Consider the following 15,171-nt stretch of genomic DNA (forward strand, 5'->3'; position numbering starts at 1 on the left):
ACGGACCGTCAGGAAGCGGTCCCGGGCGGACGGTTGGAAGGTGGTGCGCGCGGCATCGGGTGCCGGGGCAAGCCGGGCGGCTGGGGGGAAGGCAGCCCGGTGACGGGGCGGTCTCAGCCCCGTCGGCCCGCACATCGGGTCAAGCCGCCCTGGCCGCTGCCGAGGACGCCGCTGCCGATGCGGCCGCCTTCCTTGTCCATGCCCGAGAACGCCTCGCTGGGCATCAGACCCAGTCCTCCTCGTCGGGTGCGCCGGGTGCGTCGTCGACGCGTACGGTCGCGAAGGCCTCGCCCGCCATGCCGGCGGTGAGGGTGGTGCCGTCGGCCGGGTCGATCAGCAGGAAGGATCCGGTGCGACGGTTGTCGGTGTAGTCGTCGAGGGCCAGCGGCTCGGCGGTGCGCAGCTTGACGTGGCCGATGTCGTTGACGTTCAACCCCTCGGCGCCGCTGCGCTGTTCGAGGGTGTCGCCCGCCTTGGTCGGCAGGGCGATCCGGTAGGAGATCTCCTTGACCAGCGCGCGCACCGTGCGGGTGGTGTGCTTGAGCAGCACCTTGTCCCCGGCGCGCAGCGGCCGCTCGTTGAGGTGGCTGACGGTGGCCTCGATGTCCTTGGTGGGGGCGGGAGCCGCCCCGGCGGCGAGCAGGTCGCCGCGGGAGATGTCGAGGTCGTCGGCGAGCCGGACGGTGACCGACTGCGGGGCCCAGGCGAGGTCCGCCGGGCGGCCGAGCGCGTCGATCGCGGCGACGGTGCTGGTCAGGCCGGAGGGCAGCACCGTGACGGGGTCGCCGACCCGCAGCACCCCGGAGGCCAACTGGCCCGCGTAGCCGCGGTAGTCGGGGTGCTCGTCGGTCTGCGGGCGGATCACGTACTGGACCGGGAAGCGGGCCGGTTCGGCGCTCGGGTCGCTGCCGACCGGGACGGTCTCCAGGTGCTCCAGCAGGGTCGGGCCGCCGTACCAGTCCATGTGCGCGGACGGCTCGACGACGTTGTCCCCGGCGAGGGCGGAGATCGGGACGGCGAGGACGTCCTTGATGCCGAGTGAGGCGGCGTAGCCGGTGAACTCCTCGGCGATGGCGGCGAACACGGGCTCGGCGTAGCCGACCAGGTCCATCTTGTTGACGGCCAGCACGATGTGCGGCACCCGCAGCAGCGCGGCGACGGCGGCGTGCCGGCGGGTCTGCTCGACCACGCCGTTGCGGGCGTCGACCAGGACGACGGCGAGTTCGGCGGTGGAGGCGCCTGTCACCATGTTGCGGGTGTACTGCACGTGCCCGGGGGTGTCGGCGAGGATGAACCGCCGTCGGGGGGTGGCGAAGTAGCGGTAGGCGACGTCGATGGTGATGCCCTGCTCGCGTTCGGCGCGCAGGCCGTCGGTGAGCAGCGCGAGGTCCGGCGCCTCCTGGCCGCGGCTGCGCGAGGCGTGCTCGACGGCCTCCAGCTGGTCGGCGAGCACCGACTTGGAGTCGTGCAGCAGGCGGCCGACCAGGGTGGACTTGCCGTCGTCGACGGAGCCGGCGGTGGCGAAGCGCAGCAGGGAGGTGGCGCTGGTCTCGATGGTCGTGCTCATTAGAAGTACCCCTCGCGCTTGCGGTCTTCCATCGCGGCCTCGGACAGCTTGTCGTCGGCACGGGTGGCGCCGCGCTCGGTGAGGCGGCTGGCGGCGATCTCGGCGATCACCGCCTCGATGGTGGTGGCGTCGGAGTCGACGGCGCCGGTGCAGGACATGTCGCCGACGGTGCGGTAGCGGATCAGCCGCCGCTGGACGGGCTCGCTGTCCTTGGGGCCGCCCCACTCGCCGGCGGTCAGCCACATGCCGCCCCGGGCGAAGACGTCCCGCTCGTGGGCGTAGTAGATCTCCGGCAGTTCGATGCCCTCGCGCGCGATGTACTGCCAGACGTCCAGCTCGGTCCAGTTGGACAGCGGGAACACCCGCACGTGCTCGCCGACCGCGTGCCGGCCGTTGTACAGCGACCACAGCTCGGGGCGCTGGCGGCGCGGGTCCCAGGCGCCGAACTCGTCGCGCAGCGAGAAGACGCGCTCCTTGGCGCGGGCCTTCTCCTCGTCCCGGCGGCCGCCGCCGAACACCGCGTCGAAGCGGTTGGACTCGATCGCGTCGAGCAGCGGGACGGTCTGCAGCGGGTTGCGGGTGCCGTCGGGGCGCTCGCGCAGCCGGCCGTCGTCGATGAAGTCCTGGACGTGGGCGACGTGCAGGCGCAGGTTGTGCTCGGCGACGACGCGGTCGCGGTAGGCGATCACCTCGGGGAAGTTGTGCCCGGTGTCGACGTGCAGCAGCGAGAAGGGCACCGGCGCGGGCGCGAAGGCCTTGAGCGCCAGGTGCAGCATCAGGATGGAGTCCTTGCCGCCGGAGAACAGGATCACCGGCCGCTCGAACTCCCCCGCGACCTCGCGGAAGATGTGCACCGACTCGGCCTCCAGCGCGTCCAGGTGGGACAGCGCGAAGGGGCCCCCTGAGTTCTCGCCGTGGGCTTCGGTGCGGCCCGGAACGTCGGTCGCGGTGGTCATGCGAGACCCCTCTCGGTCAGGAAGGCGTGCAGCTCGGCGGCGGACTCGGCGACCGCGCGGCCCCGCGTCTGGAGGCGCAGCTCCGGGGCGAGCGGGGCCTCGTACGGGTCGTCGACGCCGGTCAGGCCGGAGATCTCGCCGGCCGCCTGCTTCGCGTACAGGCCCTTGACGTCCCGTTCGGCGCACAGCTCGACCGGGGTGGCGACGTGGATCTCCAGGAACTCGGTGCCGGCCGCGGCGTGCCGCTCGCGCACCGCGGTGCGCGAGTCGGCGAACGGGGCGATCACCGGGGCGAGGACCTTGACGCCGTTGGCGGCCAGCTTCTCGGCGACGAAGCCGATCCGGGTGACGTTGGTGTGCCGGTCCTCGCGGGAGAAGCCGAGGCCCTTGGAGAGGAACTCGCGGATCTCGTCGCCGTCCAGGACCTCGACCTTGTGGCCCTCGGCGCGCAGCCGCTCGGCCAGCGCGAAGGCCAGGGTGGTCTTGCCCGCGCTCGGCAGCCCGGTCAGCCACACGGTGGCGCCGCGCTCGCAGGGGGCGGCCGCGCGGGCCGCCCCTGCGGCTCCGTCGGCGGCCAGGGTGTGAGCTGTCACGGGTTCTTTCCTTACGTGAGGGTGACGGGTGGTCAGAGGTGGATGCCGCACTCGGTCTTGCCGGAGCCCGACCAGCGGCCGGCCCGGGCGTCCTCGCCCTCGCCCGGCTTGCGGGTGCAGGACAGCGGGGAGCAGCCGATCGAGGTGTAGCCCTCCCACAGCAGCGGGTTGAGCAGCACGCCGTTCGCGGCGACGTAGGCGTCCACGTCCTCCTGCGTCCAGCGGGCGATCGGGGCGATCTTGACCTTGCGGCGCTTCGGGTCCCAGGCGACCACCGGGGTGTTCGCCCTGGTCGGCGACTCGTCGCGGCGCAGCCCGGTCGCCCAGGCGTCGTACCCGCCGAGGCCGCGGTTGAGCGGCTCGACCTTGCGCAGCGAGCAGCACAGGTCCGGGTCGCGGTCGTGCAGGCGGGGCCCGTGCTCGGCGTCCTGCTCGGCGACCGTCCTCAGCGGGGTGAGCGTGATGACGTTGACCGGCATGGTCGCGGCCACCGCGTCCCGGGTGCCGATGGTCTCCGGGAAGTGGTAGCCGGTGTCCAGGAACACCACGTCCACGCCGGGGAACACCGAGGAGGCGAGGTGGGCGACCACCGCGTCCTCCATCGAGGAGGTGACGCAGAACCGCCTGCCGAAGGTGTCGGCGGCCCAGCGCAGCACCTCCTGCGGCGTGGCCTCCTCCAGCTCGCGGCCGGCCCGCTCCGCCAGCTCCGCGTGGTCAGTCGTCGTGCGGCTCATGCGACGCACTCCCGTGGGTCGGTGACAGCAGGCCGAGGAACTTCAACTGGAAGGCGCGGCGGCACCCGTGGCACTCCCAGGCGCCGTGGCCGGCCTCGGACGGGCGCAGGTCCTCGTCCCCGCAGTACGGGCAGAAGAACGGTGCGGCTCGCTCACTCACGACAGTTGCTCCTCGCTGGCCCGGGCCGCCCACTGGGCGAAGCGCTCGCCCTCGGTGCGGTCGGCCTGGTAGCGGGTCAGCAGGCGCTCGACGTAGTCGGGCAGGCCGGCGCTGGTGACCTTGAGGCCGCGGACCTTGCGGCCGAAGCCGGCCTCCAGGCCGAGCGCGCCGCCCAGGTGCACCTGGTAGCCCTCGACCTGGTCGCCGTGCTCGTCGGTGACCAGCTGGCCCTTGAGGCCTATGTCGGCGACCTGGATGCGGGCGCAGGCGTTGGGGCAACCGTTGATGTTGATGGTCAGCGGCTCGGCGAAGTCCGGCAGGCGCTGCTCCAGTTCGTCGATCAGGGTGCGCCCGCGCTCCTTGGTCTCGACGATGGCGAGCTTGCAGTACTCGATGCCGGTGCAGGCCATGGTGCCGCGGCGGAACGGCGAGGGGGTGACCCGCAGGTCGAGCTCCTCCAGGCCGGCCACCACCGACTCCACGTGCTCCTCGGCGACGTCGAGGATGAGCATCTTCTGCTCGGTGGTGGTGCGCACCCGGTCGCTGCCGTGGGCGGCGGCGAGGTCGGCGATCCGGCCGAGCAGCTTGCCGTCGACCCGGCCGACCCGCGGGGCGAAGCCGATGTAGTACCGGCCGTCCTTCTGCTGCCGGACACCGACGTGGTCGCGCCAGCGGGCGACGGGCTCGGCGGGCGCGGGGCCGTCCAGGAGCCGGACCTTCAGGTACTCCTCCTCCAGCACCCGGCGGAACTTCTCCACGCCCCAGTCGGCGACCAGGAACTTCAGCCGGGCCCGGTTGCGCAGGCGCCGGTAGCCGTAGTCGCGGAAGATGCCGATCACGCCGCCGAAGACGTCGGGCACCTGCTCCAGCGGGACCCAGGCGCCCAGGCGCACGCCCAGCTTGGGGTTGGTGGACAGGCCGCCGCCGACCCACAGGTCGAAGCCCGGGCCGTGCTCGGGGTGGACCACGCCGACGAAGGAGACGTCGTTGATCTCGTGGACGACGTCCAGCAGCGGGGAGCCGGAGATCGCGGACTTGAACTTGCGCGGCAGGTTGGAGAAGTCCGGGTTGCCGATGAAACGGCGCTGGATCTCCTCGATCGCCGGGGTGCCGTCGATGATCTCGTCCTGGGCGACGCCGGCCACCGGGGAGCCGAGGACGACGCGCGGGGTGTCGCCGCAGGCCTCGGTGGTGGACAGGCCGACGGCCTCCAGCTTCTGCCAGATCGCGGGGACGTCCTCGATCCGGATCCAGTGGAACTGGATGTTCTGCCGGTCGGTCAGGTCGGCGGTGCCGCGGGCGTACTGCTCGGAGACCTCGGAGATCGCCCGCAGCTGGGGGACGGTCAGCCGGCCGCCGTCGATCCGCACCCGGAGCATGAAGTACTCGGCGTCCAGCTCGTGCGGGTCGAGGATCGCGGTCTTGCCGCCGTCGATGCCCTCCTTGCGCTGGGTGTAGAGGCCCCACCAGCGCATCCGGCCGCGCAGGTCGGCGGGGTCGATCGAGGCGAAGCCCCGGTGCGCGTAGATCGTCTCAATACGTGTCCGCACATTGAGACCGTCGTCGTCCTTCTTGAACTGCTCGTTGGCGTTCAGGGGGGTGTAGTGGCCCATGCCCCACTGGCCCTCGCCGCGGTGGCGGGTCACCTTGCGAGCCGCGGCGGCTGCGCCGGTGCCACGCGCGGCGGTGCGGTCGGCCGTGGGCTCGGCGGGCTCGGGAGAGGTGGCCATGGTGAAGTCCTTCTGGGCAGGTGGCGCTGACGCCGGGTGGGTCGCGGGGCGTGCTCAGCCGTGCGGTGCTGCTGTGACCTGCGGGTTTCTCAGGGCCGGGAGAGCAGTGACCGGGCCGGGCGGGCGCCTGCGCATCCGCTCGTGCGGGGATGGCGGTGGAATCGGCGCCGGGTGCGGTGGTGCGGCGGGGTGGGGCTCAGATCACCGGACAGATGGCGCTGGACACGCGAAGCAGATCGACGTGGAGTCGACCAACCAGGGTGGTTCCGGCGCTAGACATGGCAAGAGATTGGCACGGCCCGGGACTCGCGGTCCACTAACATCCGCATACTGGACGCTGGAGTTTCGACAGATGGGACAACCGGGCGTCGCCGCCGGTCCCGGCCGGGCGTCCGTCGAGCGGCCCGCGGGGAGCCCCTACCCCCGCGGCACACCCGCCCGTACCCCCGCGGTACACGCGCCCGTACCCCCGCGGAGATCAACCGGATCGCCCCGGCCCGATACCGTTACCCCTGTGCAAGCAGCAGGCGATACGAGCAGACCGAACCCCGAACGGCCCTCCCGGCGCCGGGGCAAGGGCTCCCGGCGCGCGGCCAAACAGGCCGCCTGGCGCCGTACGGCGTGGGAGCTGGTCAGGGACACCACCAACACCTGCGTCGAGTACCGGGTCACCGGCCTCGCCGCCGAGGCGGCCTTCTTCACCCTGCTGTCCATCCCGCCGCTGCTGCTCGGCCTGGCCGCCACCCTCGGCTACCTCGACGAGTTCGTCGGCGCGGACGCCATCGAGCGGCTCAAGCACGACATCGTCTCGGCCTCCGGGACGGTCCTGTCGGACTCCTCCGTCAACGAGGTCGTCAAGCCGCTGCTCAGCCAGGTCTTCGACCACACCCGGCCCGACCTGATCTCGATCGGCTTCCTGCTGTCGCTGTGGTCCGGCTCCAGAGCCCTCTACATCTTCATCGACACCATCACCGTCATGTACGGGCTGGACGGCAAGCGCGGCATCGTCAAGACCCGGCTGCTGTCGCTCGGCCTCTACCTCGGCGCCCTGGTGATCGGCTCACTGGTGCTGCCGCTGCTGATGGCCGGGCCCGGACTGGTCGAGAACGCCGTCCCCGGCGCCGCCGGGCTCGTCGGCGCCGCCTACTGGCCGGTCGCGATCCTGCTGCTGATCGTCTCGCTGACCACCCTCTACCACCTCGCCGTGCCGGTCTCCACGCCCTGGCGCGAGGACCTCCCCGGCGCCCTGGTCGCCCTGGTGGTGCTGGTCTTCTGCAGCGTCGGTCTGCGGCTCTACCTGATCAGCTCGGTCGAGGGCCCCTCGGTGTACGGCTCGCTGGCCGCGCCGGTGGCCGTACTGCTGTGGATCTTCGTGGTCGCCCTCGCGGTGCTCATCGGCGCCGCCATGAACGCCGCCATAGACCGGCGCTGGCCCACCCTGGAGACCGCCGACGCCCGCGCCGAGAACGAGCGCGCCCAGGAGGAGGCCGCCGCCGCCGTGGTCCGCGAGGTCGCCGCCCGGCGGGCCGTCGAGCGGGCCCGGCGCGCCCGCGAGCTGGGACTGGCCGAGGGCCTGGAGGAGGAGTGGGGCGAGGAGGAGGTCGACGACGTCGACGCGCCCGCCGAGTACCCCGAGCGGTGGGCCGACGTGCTGGCCGCCGACAACGTGCGCGGGCGCCTCAGTGCCCGGCCCGGGCCGCACCACCGGTCCGCCCCGCCGCCGCCGGACAGCGACCGGCCGCCGGGGCCGCCGCCTGGGCCGCCGGGGCCGCCGCCTGGGCCGCCTGGGCCGCCGCCGGGGTCGCCGCCGGAGCGGCCGGGGGCGGGGTCTGGCCCAGGGCCTGGTTCGGGGCCCGGCGGTGGGCCCGGTGGTGGGCCCGGGGTGGGGCAGCAGGTGCCGGGATACCCGCCCAGGCCGCCGCGGCCGCCGTGGGAGCAGCGGTAGGGGTCGGTGCGGCTGCTCGGGGCCGGACGTACGGCAGGGCCTCCCTCGCGGGTGCGGGGGAGGCCCTGTGTGTTGTCCGGCGGTGTCCGGGTCACGATCGACTGGTGTGCGGTTCGTGTTCGATTCGTGTCGGGTGCTGTTCGGGGGCGATCGGCGGCCGGGCGGTGCGGTCGGCCTGCCGGGGGCTCGGTGCCCGGGTGCGGTCGGTCGGTGGTCAGCCGATGGTCGGGTTCTCGGGGAAGGGCGAGTGCGGCGACCGGCCGTAGCCCTGGGTGGGCTGCGCGTCGACCGCCGGGTAGCCGTACGAGGGCTGCGGTCCGCCGGGCTGCTGCGGTGCGGCGTGCCGCTGCGGTGCGACGGGGGCGTGGCCGAACGAGGAGCGCAGTTCGGTGGGGGCGCCCGGGTCGGTCAGGCCGGGCCCGGTGGAGCCGGGCCCGCCGGTCGGGTCGGGGCCGGCGCCCGGCAGCGGGTCCAGGCCCGCGCCGAGGGTCTGGCCGGCGCCCAGGGTCTGGCCGGGGCCGGGGCCCGCTCCGGAGGTCTGGCCCGCACCCGGCGAGGCCGGGTCGGAGCCGACCGGGCGGGCGGCCGGTCCAGGCTGTGCCGGGAGCGGTTCGGGGGTCGGCTGGACCGGGTCCAGGGCGGTGCGCCCCGAGGAGTCGCTCAGCTTGATCAGCAGGGCGATCATCAGCCAGTTCGCCAGCAGCGAGGAGCCACCGGCCGCCAGGAACGGCAGCGCCTTGCCGGTCAGCGGCACCAGCCCGCTCACGCCGCCCACCACCACGAACACCTGCAGCGCGAGCGCCGCCGACAGCCCGGTGGCCAGCAGCTTGCCGAACGGGTCGGTCAGGCCGATCGCGGTGCGCAGGCCGCGCTGGATCAGCAGCACGTACACCAGCAGGACCGCCGTCACCCCGGCCAGGCCCAGCTCCTCGCCGATGGTGGTGAAGATGAAGTCGCTGCGCCCGGCGAAGCCGATCAGCCACGGCCGGCCCGAGCCCAGGCCCGTCCCGGTCATGTGCCCGGTGCCGAGGCTGAACAGCGCCTCGGCGGGCTGTTCGGAGATCGCCTTGTCGCTCACCGGCGGGTAGTAGTTCAGCGGGTGCAGCCAGGCCTCGACGCGCCCGTGCACGTGCGGTTCCACGGTGCCGACCACGGCCGCGCCGCCGACCGCCATCAGCAGGCCCAGCACCACCCAGCTGGTGCGCTCGGTCGCCACGTACAGCATCACGATGAAGACGCCGAAGAAGATCAGCGAGGTGCCGAGGTCGCGCTCGAAGATCAGCACCATCAGGCTGACCACCCAGATCGCCAGCACCGGCCCGGCGTGCCGGCCGCGCGGCAGGGTCATCCCCCAGACCTTCCGCCCGGCCAGCGCCAGGGCGTCCCGGGAGGCCATCAGATAGCCCGCGAAGAAGATCGTGATCGCGACCTTCACGAACTCGTCCGGCTCGAAGGACGGCAGCCCCGGCAGCTTGATCCAGCGCTTGGCGCCGAAGCTGTCGGTCGGCGAGAACACCGGCGCGGCCAGCAGGACCAGCGCGCCCGCCATCATCACGTAGACGTACCGCTGGAAGAAGCGGTGGTGCTTGACGAAGACGATCAGTGCGAGCGCCGCCGCCACCGATATGAACACCCACATCAGCTGCGACGGCGCGGCCGGGAGCTTCTGGTAGTCGCCCTTGGCGGCGTGCGCGGCCTTGTAGCTGAAGTCCAGCCGGTCCAGCAGCATCAGGCCGAAGCCGGTCAGGAACACGCCCAGCGGCAGGATCAGCGGGTCCGCGAACGGCGCGAACCGGCGCACCGCCAGGTGCGCCACCACGACCAGCGCCCCGAGGGACAGGCCGTGGACGAGCAGCCCGGGCGGCAGCTTGTCGGTCAGCGCCAGCGAGGCGTCGATGTGTCCGGCCAGACAGACGGCCACCGCGAGCGCCAGCAGGCCCAGCTCGATGTTGCGGTGGCGCGCGGCCAGCCGGCGGCCCTCGCCGCGTGCAGAGCTTTGCACCTCTTGTCGTCCCCTTGTTCATCACCCACGTGGCCGGTATCGCCGACGGTGCATCCTGCCAGACGAACCTCACCCCGCGCCGGTTGCGCCTCCGGGCCCGGCAAGGGCAGAACTTTGCCTTGGTAAAGCTTTGTTGGGCTCAGGTAAAGCTTTGGTCAGGGCGGGGTATAGAGGTGGGCCCCGGCTGCGGCGGGGCGGGTCGGGAGGGCCATCATGGCCGGGCGCCGCGGCCCCTGCCCGGCGACTCCCGGCGCCTCCCCGGCGACGGCCGGGTGGCGGGTGCGGGAGAGGCGGGCAGACGGATGAACGGCGCGGCGGGCGGCGCGGCCCAGGCACTCGGCCACGACGGTGCGGTCCGGATGCTCGGCCACGACGGTGCGGTCCAGACGCTCGCCTACGGCGGACCGCCCGCGTGGCAGTGGTCCGACCTGGCCACCTCCTGGACCCTCGAACCGCTGGTGCTCGCCCTGTCGGTGCTGCTCGGCGCCTGGTACCTGACCGCGGTGCGCACCGTGAACCGCGGCGACGGCGGCCGCTGGCAGCCCACCCGTACCGCGGCCTTCCTCGGCGGGCTGCTGCTCTGGATCTGGTGCACCTGCTCCGGCCTCGGGGTGTACGAGCGGATCCTCTTCACCGACCGGGCCGTGCAGGTCGTGCTGCTGCTCATGGTCGTCCCGCTGCTGCTCGCGCTCGGCGCCCCCGTCTCGCTGCTGGCCGAGTCCTCGCCGGAGCGCCGGCGGGAACGGATCCTGCGGGCGCTGCGCAGCCGGCCGTCCAAGGTGCTGATGTTCCCGGCGGTCTCCACGGCACTGCTGATGGCGCCGCCGTGGCTCCTCTACTTCACGCCCTGGTACGAGTGGTCGCTCTCCAGCGGCATCGGGAACGTGGTGCTGCACCTGGCGCTGGTGCTGCTCGGCCTCGCCTACTTCTGGCCGCGGCTGCAGCTCGACCCCGTCGGGCATGAGTACCCGCACCTGGTCGGGCTGTTCATCACCTTCGCCGAGGTGATCTTCGACGCGGGGCTGGGGATCGTGCTGATCTACGGCGGCCACCTCGTCGCCGAGCACTACTACGTGGCGCTCGGGCGGCCCTGGGGGCCGAGCCTGGCCCAGGACCAGACCTGGGGCGGCAACGCCTTCTGGGTGCTGGGGGACCTCGTCGGGCTGCCGTTCGTGGCCGCGCTGGTGCGGCGGATGGTGGTGCAGGGGCGCGAGGAGATCAAGGCCGTGGACGCCGAGCTGGACGCCCGCTTCGAGGCGCAGGCCGCGCAGGCGAGGGAGGCCGGACTGCCGGAGGAAGAGGAGACCGGCATGCGGCCGTGGTGGCTGGACGACCCGAACCTGAAGCACCGGTACGGGGGCTAGGCGCTTCCTCGTCGGCTCCCCGCCGGTTCCTCGGCCGGCTCTTCGGCTGCCGGTCCAACTTTGGCCCCTGGTGGTCCTGTTGTGGCCCTGTTGTGGCTCTTCGGAGCGCATTTTCGCAGGTCAAAAACAGGTTGGCAGCGATCGACCGCCCCACTAGCGTGTGACACATCAGGTTCGGGAGCCATTGGGCCGCCCGAGGAGTAGAGAGCAGGAGGTGGACCCCCGTGGTCGTTGTCGCCCCGATAGCTGCCCTGGGCAGCGCACGCGTTCACCTCCTCTTCCCGGCCGCCGGCTGAGCCCTTCGCGCCAGCCGTAGCCCGCCGGGATCATCTCCTCCCGAAGGGCCACTGCGTTGTTCAACGCTGCCTCCGTTCCGTCGTTCTCCTCCCCCCTCGCCACCGAGAGCTCCCCGCTGGCCCGCTACGGCTGGACGCCCGAGCTCCATGAACGCTTCGCCCCGCTCGCCGAAGCCGGGCTGCTCCCGGCCCGGATCGTCCGAGTCGACCGCGGCCAGTGCGACGCCGTCCTGGCCGACCCGGAAGCGGGCGGGCTGCGCACCGTCCGGCTCGACACCCGGCCGGTGGGCGACGCCGACATGATCAACTGCCCGTGCACGGGCGACTGGGCAGCCGTCGACCTGGACGCCCAGCCGATGGCGGCCGTCTCCGCGCTGCTGCCGCGCTCCACCGCGATCATCCGCAAGGTGGCCGGCAAGCGCTCCGACGGCCAGGTGCTGGCCGCCAACGTCGACACCGTCCTGATCACCGCCTCGCTCGCGGTCGATCCCGACCTCGGGCGGATCGAGCGCTTCCTCGCCCTGGCCTGGGAGTCCGGTGCCGAACCGCTGGTCGTCCTCACCAAGGCCGACCTGGTCCACGACGCCGACTTCATCCGGGCCGACGTCGAAGCCGTCGCGCCGGGCGTCACCGTACTGGTGGTCAGCGCCGAGACCGGCGAGGGCATCGACGTGCTCCGCGCCTGCGCTCCCGGCACCACCGTGCTGATCGGCCAGTCCGGTGTGGGCAAGTCCACTCTCACCAACGCGCTCGTCGGTGCCGACGTGATGACCGTCCAGGAGGCCCGCGAGGTCGACCAGAAGGGGCGCCACACCACGACCACCCGCGAACTCATACCGCTGCCCGGTGGTGGCGTGCTGATCGACACCCCCGGGCTGCGTGAGGTCGGCCTCTACGGTGGCGAGGGCGTGGACCTGGCCTTCGCGGACATCGCCGAGCTGGCCGAGAACTGCCGCTTCCACGACTGCAACCACCACACCGAACCCGGCTGCGCGGTCCGGGCGGCGCTGGAGGACGGCACCCTGCCGCAGCGCCGGATGGACAGCTACCTCAAGCTCCAGCGCGAGAGCGAATGGATCGCCTCGCGCACGGACGCCCGGGTCGCCAAGGCCCGGCTGAACAAGTGGAAGGCGATCACCAAGTCGATGCGTGCTGCGGGAGGTCCGGTGAAGCGCTGAGCCGGCTTTGGGGCCGGGCCTGGTCGGGCCCGGGGCCTGGCCCCCTGGTCCGACAGCTGAGCCTCGACCCGGCGCGGCCGGGCGTGACCACCCGCACTGACCGGTCGGCCGGCGGCCGGCCAGTGCGGGGCGAGGCAGGGCGAGGCGTGGCAACGCTGGGCAGGGCATGGCGAGGCGGGGGTGGTGCGGGGATCGGTCCGGGACGCCGGGACGCCGGGACGCCGGGACGCCGGGACGCCGGGGCGCCGCGGCCAGGCCGGCTAGCCGCGTAGGTGCGGTGGGCACGGTGCGTGTGGTGGGCAGGGTGGGCGGGACGGAGGGTGGGCGGGACGGAGGGTGGGCTGGGCGCGGAGGTGGTGGCGGCGGAGGGTGGGTGGGGGGAGGGGGAGGGAGGGCCCCGGGAGTCAAGTCCGTAACTGCGACGACTTCCCGAGCCGCAGTCTCCGTCGCCGCTCCGGCACCGCCGGAGCGGCGACGGAGAAACCCCCAGAGCGGCCCCCCCGACGGCGATGTCCGATTCCCGCCAGTCACCCCCCGCCCAGTGCCGCAAACTGGACAGCGTGATCGACGACGACATCCGGTACCGAGCCGTGGACAGCCGAGACGCCCGCTTCGACGGCGTCTTCTTCACGGCCGTCACCTCCACCGGCATCTACTGCCGGCCGAGCTGCCCCGCCGTGACCCCCAAGCGCGTCAACTGCCGCTTCTACCCGAGCGCCGCTGCCGCCCAGGGCGCGGGCTTCCGCGCCTGTCGCCGCTGCCGCCCGGACTCGGTGCCCGGCTCCCCGGAGTGGAACCACCGCGCCGACCTGGTCGGCCGCGCGATGCGCCTGATCGGCGACGGCGTGGTGGACCGCGAGGGCGTTGCGGGCCTGGCCGACCGGCTCGGCTACAGCGCCCGGCAGCTGCAGCGCCAGCTCACCGCCGAGCTCGGGGCCGGCCCGATCGCGCTGGCCCGCGCCCGCCGTGCCCAGACCGCCCGGCTGCTCCTGCAGACCACCGAGCTGCCCGTCACCGACATCGCGTTCGCGGCCGGCTTCGCCTCCGTCCGCCAGTTCAACGACACCGTCCGCGAGGTCTACGACCGCACTCCCAGCGGCCTGCGCGCCGAGGTGACGGCCGGCCGCCGCATCGCGACCCCGGCCGGCGGCCTCACGCTGCGCCTGGCCTACCGGGGTGCGTTCGACAGCGACCACCTGATCGACTTCCTGGAACTGCGCGCCGTCCCCGGCGTGGAGGAGGTCGTGCCCGGCGCGCGCCCCGGCGTGCGCACCTACCGGCGCACCCTCGCGCTCCCGTACGGGCACGGCATCGCCGAGGTCGACGGCCTGGCGCCGGAGGACCGGCGCACCCGCGGCTGGCTCGACTGCCGTCTGCTGCTCGCCGACCTGCGCGACCTGCCCACCGCCGTCCAGCGCCTGCGCGTCCTGTTCGACCTGGACGCCGACCCGGACACGGTGGACGAGCAGCTCGGCGCCGACCCGGTGCTCGGCCCGCTGGTCCGCGAGCGCCCCGGTCTGCGCTCGCCCGGACACGTGGAGCCGCACGAGCTCGCCGTCCGCGCCGTGCTCGGCCAGCAGATCACCGTCGGCGCCGCCCGTACCCTGGCGGGCCGGCTCGCCGAGAAGTACGGCACCGCGCTGCCCGAGCCGAGCGGCGGCCTGCGCCTGCTCTTCCCCACGGCAGCGGCCCTGGCCACCGCCGACCCGGAGGACTTCGCGATGCCCGCGGCCCGTCGCCGTGCGCTCACCGGCCTGTGCGCCGCGCTGGCGGAGGGCGTGGTGCGTCTGGACGGCGGTGTCGACCGGGAGGAGGCCGCCGCCCGGCTGCTGGACCTGCCCGGCATCGGCCCCTGGACGGTCGGCTACCTGCGGATGCGCGCCCTCGCCGACCCCGACGTCTTCCTCCCGAGCGACCTGGGCGTCAAGCACGGCCTGCTCCGGCTCGGCGCCCCCGGGGACCCGAAGGCCGCCGCCCGCGCCGCCGAGGCCTGGGCCCCGTGGCGTTCCTACGCCGTCCACCGGCTGTGGGCCGGCCCCGTCCCGAGCAACGGCACCACGAGCACCACCACCACCAGCACCAGCATCACCACCAGCACCACCCCCTGCACCGGAACGGAGAACGACCCGGCATGAGCACCACCGTCTACACCACCATGGAGAGCCCCTTCGGTCGCCTGCTGCTCAGCGGCGTGCTGCCCGAGGACGGCGGTCCGGCGGCGCTGGCCACCGTCACCGCGCCCGGGCAGAAGTACGCGCTGGCCGAGCCCGCCGACGACTGGGAGTTCGACCCCGACGCCCTCGCCGAGCCGGTCGCCCAGCTGACCGCCTACTTCGCCGGGGAGCGCACCACCTTCGACCTCCCGCTCGCCCCCGAGGGCACCGAGTTCCGCCGCCGGATCTGGGCCGCGCTGGACGAGGTCCCGTACGGCACGACCGTCACGTACGGCCGACTCGCCGAGTTGGCCGGGCAGGCGCCGCGGATGGTCCGGGCGGTCGGCGGTGCGGTGGGCGCCAACCCGCTGCTGATCGTCCGCCCCTGCCACCGGGTGCTCGGCGCCAACGGTTCGCTCACCGGCTTCGCCGCGGGCGTGGACCGCAAGCGCCGACTGCTGGAGCTGGAGAGCGGCACCCTCTTCTGAACGCT

The 15,171-nt window shown here is 73.4% G+C and carries 13 protein-coding genes; 5 read left to right on the forward strand and 8 right to left on the reverse strand.

Going from position 1 to position 15,171, the window contains the following annotated elements; genetic code table 11:
• Nucleotides 1–223: 223 nt before the first annotated feature.
• The 7 genes from ACZ3YL_RS28260 to ACZ3YL_RS28290 all read right to left on the reverse strand — a co-directional run bounded on the left by ACZ3YL_RS28260 (nt 224) and on the right by ACZ3YL_RS28290 (nt 6,020).
• On the reverse strand, nt 224–1,567 hold the full coding sequence (locus ACZ3YL_RS28260; RefSeq protein ID WP_465660280.1) for a sulfate adenylyltransferase subunit 1: 1,344 nt from the start codon (nt 1,565–1,567) through the stop codon (nt 224–226).
• Nucleotides 1,567–2,523, reverse strand: coding sequence for a sulfate adenylyltransferase subunit CysD (gene cysD, locus ACZ3YL_RS28265; RefSeq protein ID WP_188305890.1), 957 nt, complete (start codon nt 2,521–2,523; stop codon nt 1,567–1,569). Before cysD ends, ACZ3YL_RS28260 begins: the two co-directional genes overlap by 1 nt.
• Complete coding sequence (cysC, locus tag ACZ3YL_RS28270; RefSeq protein WP_188305894.1) at nt 2,520–3,101, reverse strand: adenylyl-sulfate kinase; 582 nt, start codon at nt 3,099–3,101, stop codon at nt 2,520–2,522. Before cysC ends, cysD begins: the two co-directional genes overlap by 4 nt.
• A 47-nt stretch (nt 3,102–3,148) precedes the next feature.
• The gene (locus ACZ3YL_RS28275) at nt 3,149–3,850 is read right to left on the reverse strand and encodes a phosphoadenylyl-sulfate reductase (RefSeq protein ID WP_465660281.1); all 702 of its coding nucleotides are present in this window, start codon (nt 3,848–3,850) and stop codon (nt 3,149–3,151) included.
• The gene (locus tag ACZ3YL_RS28280; protein WP_465660282.1) at nt 3,831–4,010 is read right to left on the reverse strand and encodes a hypothetical protein; all 180 of its coding nucleotides are present in this window, start codon (nt 4,008–4,010) and stop codon (nt 3,831–3,833) included. Before ACZ3YL_RS28280 ends, ACZ3YL_RS28275 begins: the two co-directional genes overlap by 20 nt.
• Nucleotides 4,007–5,740, reverse strand: a complete 1,734-nt coding sequence (locus tag ACZ3YL_RS28285) for a nitrite/sulfite reductase (protein ID WP_465660283.1) — start codon at nt 5,738–5,740, stop codon at nt 4,007–4,009. Before ACZ3YL_RS28285 ends, ACZ3YL_RS28280 begins: the two co-directional genes overlap by 4 nt.
• 196 nt (nt 5,741–5,936) lie before the next feature.
• Nucleotides 5,937–6,020, reverse strand: a complete 84-nt coding sequence (locus ACZ3YL_RS28290) for a putative leader peptide (RefSeq protein ID WP_317621159.1) — start codon at nt 6,018–6,020, stop codon at nt 5,937–5,939.
• A gap of 234 nt (nt 6,021–6,254) precedes the next feature.
• On the opposite strand from ACZ3YL_RS28290, the gene ACZ3YL_RS28295 reads away from it, so the two are divergent.
• Nucleotides 6,255–7,685, forward strand: a complete 1,431-nt coding sequence (locus ACZ3YL_RS28295) for a YihY/virulence factor BrkB family protein (RefSeq protein ID WP_465660284.1) — start codon at nt 6,255–6,257, stop codon at nt 7,683–7,685.
• A 214-nt stretch (nt 7,686–7,899) separates the two neighbouring features.
• Here the strand turns inward: ACZ3YL_RS28295 and ACZ3YL_RS28300 are convergent, their stop codons facing one another.
• The gene (locus ACZ3YL_RS28300; RefSeq protein ID WP_465660285.1) at nt 7,900–9,687 is read right to left on the reverse strand and encodes an FtsW/RodA/SpoVE family cell cycle protein; all 1,788 of its coding nucleotides are present in this window, start codon (nt 9,685–9,687) and stop codon (nt 7,900–7,902) included.
• Between the two features lie 302 nt (nt 9,688–9,989).
• On the opposite strand from ACZ3YL_RS28300, the gene ACZ3YL_RS28305 reads away from it, so the two are divergent.
• The 4 genes from ACZ3YL_RS28305 (at nt 9,990) to ACZ3YL_RS28320 (ending at nt 15,166) form a co-directional block, all read left to right on the forward strand.
• The gene (locus tag ACZ3YL_RS28305) at nt 9,990–11,051 is read left to right on the forward strand and encodes a cytochrome c oxidase assembly protein (RefSeq protein ID WP_465660286.1); all 1,062 of its coding nucleotides are present in this window, start codon (nt 9,990–9,992) and stop codon (nt 11,049–11,051) included.
• 352 nt (nt 11,052–11,403) lie between these two features.
• Complete coding sequence (gene rsgA, locus ACZ3YL_RS28310) at nt 11,404–12,525, forward strand: ribosome small subunit-dependent GTPase A (protein WP_465660287.1); 1,122 nt, start codon at nt 11,404–11,406, stop codon at nt 12,523–12,525.
• 509 nt (nt 12,526–13,034) lie between these two features.
• A complete protein-coding gene (locus ACZ3YL_RS28315; RefSeq protein WP_465660288.1) occupies nt 13,035–14,660 on the forward strand; it encodes a DNA-3-methyladenine glycosylase 2 family protein in 1,626 nt (541 codons plus the stop codon).
• Nucleotides 14,657–15,166, forward strand: coding sequence for a methylated-DNA--[protein]-cysteine S-methyltransferase (locus tag ACZ3YL_RS28320; protein WP_188304171.1), 510 nt, complete (start codon nt 14,657–14,659; stop codon nt 15,164–15,166). The genes ACZ3YL_RS28315 and ACZ3YL_RS28320 overlap by 4 nt, the downstream gene beginning before the upstream one ends.
• The last annotated feature ends 5 nt before the right edge of the window (nt 15,167–15,171 follow it).

The sequence above is a fragment of the Kitasatospora sp. NPDC023176 genome, from assembly GCF_055560495.1.

Coding starts and splice junctions, on each gene's coding strand:
- ACZ3YL_RS28315 (WP_465660288.1), top strand. CDS start 13,035: ATGTCCGATTCCCGCCAGTCACCCCCCGCCCAGTGCCGCAAACTGGAC.
- ACZ3YL_RS28260 (WP_465660280.1), bottom strand. CDS start 1,567: ATGAGCACGACCATCGAGACCAGCGCCACCTCCCTGCTGCGCTTCGCC.
- ACZ3YL_RS28290 (WP_317621159.1), bottom strand. CDS start 6,020: ATGTCTAGCGCCGGAACCACCCTGGTTGGTCGACTCCACGTCGATCTG.
- ACZ3YL_RS28285 (WP_465660283.1), bottom strand. CDS start 5,740: ATGGCCACCTCTCCCGAGCCCGCCGAGCCCACGGCCGACCGCACCGCC.
- ACZ3YL_RS28275 (WP_465660281.1), bottom strand. CDS start 3,850: ATGAGCCGCACGACGACTGACCACGCGGAGCTGGCGGAGCGGGCCGGC.
- cysD (WP_188305890.1), bottom strand. CDS start 2,523: ATGACCACCGCGACCGACGTTCCGGGCCGCACCGAAGCCCACGGCGAG.
- ACZ3YL_RS28320 (WP_188304171.1), top strand. CDS start 14,657: ATGAGCACCACCGTCTACACCACCATGGAGAGCCCCTTCGGTCGCCTG.
- ACZ3YL_RS28305 (WP_465660286.1), top strand. CDS start 9,990: ATGAACGGCGCGGCGGGCGGCGCGGCCCAGGCACTCGGCCACGACGGT.